This window comes from Microbulbifer discodermiae (genome assembly GCF_040742695.1).
In the GTDB taxonomy this organism is placed as follows: Bacteria; Pseudomonadota; Gammaproteobacteria; order Pseudomonadales; family Cellvibrionaceae; genus Microbulbifer.
This window is the reverse complement of record NZ_JBFLAB010000113.1, coordinates 1-4,470: the sequence shown is the minus strand read 5'-3', so window position 1 is coordinate 4,470 and position 4,470 is coordinate 1. Positions and strand designations below refer to the sequence as shown.

Annotated in this window: 4 protein-coding genes; 2 read left to right on the top strand and 2 right to left on the bottom strand. The window is 56.1% G+C overall.

Annotated elements, in window-relative coordinates; all coding sequences use genetic code 11:
• Positions 1 to 367: 367 nt before the first annotated feature.
• Both AB1S50_RS18955 and AB1S50_RS18950 read right to left on the bottom strand, forming a co-directional pair.
• On the bottom strand, positions 368 to 925 hold the full coding sequence (locus AB1S50_RS18955) for a DUF1285 domain-containing protein (RefSeq protein WP_367152789.1): 558 nt from the start codon (positions 923 to 925) through the stop codon (positions 368 to 370).
• Positions 918 to 1,598 carry a TetR/AcrR family transcriptional regulator gene (locus AB1S50_RS18950; RefSeq protein ID WP_367152787.1) on the bottom strand — a complete coding sequence of 227 codons (681 nt, stop codon included), beginning with the start codon at positions 1,596 to 1,598 and terminating at the stop codon, positions 918 to 920. Before AB1S50_RS18950 ends, AB1S50_RS18955 begins: the two co-directional genes overlap by 8 nt.
• Positions 1,599 to 1,835: 237 nt before the next feature.
• On the opposite strand from AB1S50_RS18950, the gene AB1S50_RS18945 reads away from it, so the two are divergent.
• Both AB1S50_RS18945 and AB1S50_RS18940 read left to right on the top strand, forming a co-directional pair.
• Positions 1,836 to 2,747 carry a peptidylprolyl isomerase gene (locus AB1S50_RS18945; RefSeq protein ID WP_367152786.1) on the top strand — a complete coding sequence of 304 codons (912 nt, stop codon included), beginning with the start codon at positions 1,836 to 1,838 and terminating at the stop codon, positions 2,745 to 2,747.
• Positions 2,748 to 2,916: 169 nt separating this feature from the next.
• Positions 2,917 to 3,762, top strand: coding sequence for an acyl-CoA thioesterase (locus AB1S50_RS18940; RefSeq protein ID WP_367152784.1), 846 nt, complete (start codon positions 2,917 to 2,919; stop codon positions 3,760 to 3,762).
• Positions 3,763 to 4,470: the final 708 nt, after the last annotated feature.

Genomic DNA, 4,470 nt, shown 5'->3' with positions numbered 1-4,470 from the left:
GGCCAGTGCACCTGGAATCTGCTGAGAAGTAGATTCCAGGTGAAAAAACAAACAATCTCAGGGTTGTTTTGGTCAAATTCAGGCCCGCACCAGAAAATACTGATACTGCCGTAGCGATTGTTGAGTTATTCAGACGTTCCCTAAGTAAATTGTCAGGTTAATGTGACACAAGGATGTATCGCTGCCGGGCGAAAGCCCGCTCAAGCCCCTGGAAAACAAGCGATTGCGCGTAACTGCGCAGCTTTTCAAAGGCCGCAATCCAGTGGTTGAGAGATCATCTATTGGATTGCGGGGTGAATGGTGAGTAAAGACGGCTGTCAATTTGTGATAAATATTTATTGCTGCACTGAAGTCGCTGATAGGGCCGTCAACAATTGCCCAGCAAAAAAGATTTTCCGGCACTGGCAAGCCACAATTGGCTAGTCTGCCCACCGCCAAGGGATTGCTCCATGGCCCAGTCGATCAACTGATAATAAGCATCTCGCGACACCCGGGCGAAAAGCTGGTCCCGCACCGCAATATAGGGTACTGGTTGGGGCGGTTGGCCATAGGGCCTCAACTGCCAGGCGTGCTCTCCATCCAGCGGCACCACTTCACCGGTATTGGTGGTAAACAGAATGGGGGCCCGCTCACTGTCACTGCGGGCCACTTGAGTTGCGATAAATGGCGCATCTTCCACCTGGATACGCCACTTCTCCGCGGGCGTTACCAGAAAATAGTCGTCGCCCTCCCGCTTTAGGATACTGGCAAAAAGTCTGACCAACGGCTCGCGCCTGATCTCCTCCCCCTCATGAATCCAGCGGCCGTCAGCGCGAATCTGCAGATCCATATCACCGCAGAGATCGGGGTGCCACCGGTGCACCGGTGGAAGCCCCGAGAATTGCTCCTGCAATGCCTGCAGTTGCCGAAACAGCGGCTCAGCCAAAAGTGGGGCCCGCCGCCCCGCCCCCGCTTTCACTCTGCTCCGGGGAGCGTCGTCCGGAGACATCGCCGATGTGGACACCGACGTCCATGATGAACTCCATCAAACCCTCCCGGTCCTCGATAACTTCCGCAAAAGATCGGGAGTGGTACAGCTCCACCGCACCCTGAACCAGGGCCCAATAAGTGGAGTAGTAAAAGTAAGCCGGCACCTTTTTCAGCATGCCCTGTTCCATGCGGCGCTCAAATACCCGGTTCAACGCAGAGGCGTTGGAGTTTCGGATAGCGTGCAGCTCGGCGATCATCTCCGGCGCCAGATTCAAGGCGATCACCTTTTCCTCGAGTCGCTGGAACAATCGGTCCTTGGCCGGATCGGCCATGCGCGACTCGAAGTAGGCCCGCGCCGGTGCGGTGATATCGCCCTGCTCCGCGGTCGCCACCGCGGACTTGAGGCGCTCCGTAAGGGCCTTTTCATAGTCGATCAACAGCCGCATATAGATCTCCGTTTTGGAGATAAAATGCTTGTAGATGGTACCCTTACCGATATCCACCCGTTCGGCGATCTGCTCGACAGTGACCTTTTCCTCACCGTGTTCCAACAACAGTTCCAGCGCGGCGTCCAGAATACGTTGCTCACGAGCGCGAAAGCGTTGAACCTTCTCTCTTGCCTTATCCATACTACCGACCTTGCCTGTCCGTGAAATTGGAGACTGAAATTGACCATTCATTCATGGATGATAGGCAATTCACGCAGATTGGAAAAGCCAATCATCACTCTTTTTAGCGTCTAAAGCGTATTTTTCAGCACAAAAGGCCCACTCCCCCGGCAACATTGAGTGCCGGACACCCATCTGGGCAGCGATGCGTGGGAAAGGGTATCATCCGACTCCTGCATCAGCTTGGAACCGGGAAAAATGAACATAAGAAGCCCCCTGGCGCTGTGTGCGCTTTTGCCCTTCGCCTTTGCAAGCGCCGCCGACAGTGAAGTCCGCGCGCCCGCTCAGATTATCGCGGAAGCGCCTGACGACCACTGGCGGCCGGCGGATTTGGACAACACCCTGTATCTGGACACTGTCGAGGGCCGGGTCATCATTGAGCTGTCGCCCATCTTTGCACCGGCCCACACCCGCAACATCAAGGCCTTGGCGCGGGAAGGTTTCTACGACGGATTGGCCGTATACCGTGTGGCGGAGGGATTTGTCGCCCAGGGTGGCGACCAGAGCGGGGAAAAGCCTATCGAAGGGGCCAAACGCTCACTGGCGGCCGAACTCACCCTCGCTGAACTCTCCCCGGAAGCCTTCACCCCTGTCGCCGGCCCCGATGGCTATGCACCCCAAACCGGTTTTGTGCAGGGCTTTCCCGCCGCTCGCGATCCCGACACAGACGAGGCCTGGCTGGCCCACTGCCAGGGCGCCTTCGCCATGGCCCGCGGTGCGGAGCTGAACAGCGGTGGCACCGAATTCTACATCGTCATCGGCCAAGCACAGCGCTATCTGGACCGCAACACCACCGTCTTTGGCCGGGTCCTGGAAGGCATGACAACGCTGCAGAAACTGAGCCGTGGGGAGGGTCCCATGGGAATGCTGCCGCAGCCGGAGCGCAACCGTATTGAGCGGGTGCGCGTGGCGGCAGACCTGCCGGAAAAAGAGCGGGCACCGCTACAGGTAATGAAAACCGACTCCGACAGTTTTAGGGAACTGATCGCCGCGCGGCGCCACCGCCCCGAGGACTGGTTCGTCTATCGGCCGGACTATGCGGATGTCTGCGCCGTTGGCATACCTCTGCGGGCGGCACCGGAGCTGTCTGCGCAAGTCTCTGACAAGTGAGCCCAAGGGGCGGCTTATGCCCCCCTTCTCCAACCATCTCGATAAGTGTTTTGGCGCGATAGGTAAAGGCTCGGCGCCGGAACACTGCTATTATCGCCGCCGCTGGCGGAGCCAGAGTCCCTCCCCCATACTTTTTTCGCTCTTCACTGTTTAGCAGGCTGTTGTAGTTATGACGGAAAAGCTGAGTAATCTACTGGATGTCGAGAAACTGGACCAAAATCTGTTTCGCAGCCGTCAGCATGTGGAAAACTATCGCAAGGTGCTGTTCGGCGGCCAGGTGCTTGGCCAGGCTCTGATGGCCGCAACCCGCACTGTCGAGGATCGCCTGCCCCACTCATTGCACGCCTATTTTCTGCGCCCCGGCAGCAGCGAGCTACCGGTAATCTACTATGTGGACCCCATTCGAGACGGCGGCAGCTTTACCACCCGCCGCGTAGTGGCCCGCCAGCGGGGCCGCGCCATCTTCAATATGTCCGCCTCGTTCCAGATTCAGGAGCCCGGCTTCGACCACCAGAGTGCAATGCCATCGGGCGCCATACCCGCACCGGAAACCCTGAAAAACACCCAGCAGCTGGCCGAGGAAGCGGGCCTCAAAGACGCAGCGCGCAATCAGCGACGCTATATGATTGACTTCCGCCCCGTGGACCCGCGGGGCTATTTCGGCGCCGATGTTCGAGAACCCAGCTGTATGTTCTGGTTTCGTATGGAGGGTGAAATCTCCGACAACCCGGTAGAGCACCGCTGTGCCCTCTCCTACGCTTCTGACCTGGCACTGCTGGGCACCAGTATCCAGCCCCACCCCATCTCATTGTTCGACGCCAACCTGATGCCCGCCAGCCTGGACCACGCCATGTGGTTTCACCGGGATTTTCGCGTCGACGACTGGCTCCTTTACGTCACCGACAGCCCCTCGGCCAGTGGAGCACGCGGTTTTTGCCGCGGTCAGATCTACACCAGAGAGGGGGTTCTGGTGGCCTCCGTCTGCCAGGAAGGCCTTATCCGCCGCATCGACTGACCCGGCACCGTATCCGGCTATCGCAGGCAGGCCAGTGGTATCCTCTACCGGTTGTGCTGCCAACCCGCCAGTAGATACGACATGTAGGCTGAAATAACGGCAGGAAGCTGGGGCTATACACTGGTTGTGACCTGAAAGACCATTCGATTTTTTGAGCCACAAGGATCGAGCAACTAACAATCGCAGGAACTACAGTTCCGCTGAGGTCGATAGCTGTCAATATCGCTTCAGCGACAAAAAATTTATAAGGCGCTCGAAACAGACAAGAGCTAGTGGACACTGAATCAAGGCTTCACGCGACGCCCGACCCACTAGCACTGCAAGCCTTAGGCGCTAATCCACAAATGGTAAAAAACGCGCTATAGCAGAAAAGCACATCCAAGCTTCCGCCGAAGTTGTCATCAAAATTCTCACAAGGGGATAAAGGCTGCTTTCTTTTGCCGAGTTCAAATTGTACTATCGTACTGCCTCAAACAGTCCAATCCCGTAAGTAGTAGTGCAAATTTTGTGAAGACATCAGATTTAATATTTAAATCAAGGAATATTATTTTTAATGATCAAAAATTAGGGCCTGTTAACACTAATTTTGATAAAATCTGCGTTTATGGAAATCACAAAATCGCAATTCAAAATTATCGAACACCTGCTGCCTTTACAGCGAGGTAACGTCAAAATACCGAATATACAGGTCATAAACGCTGTTTTGTA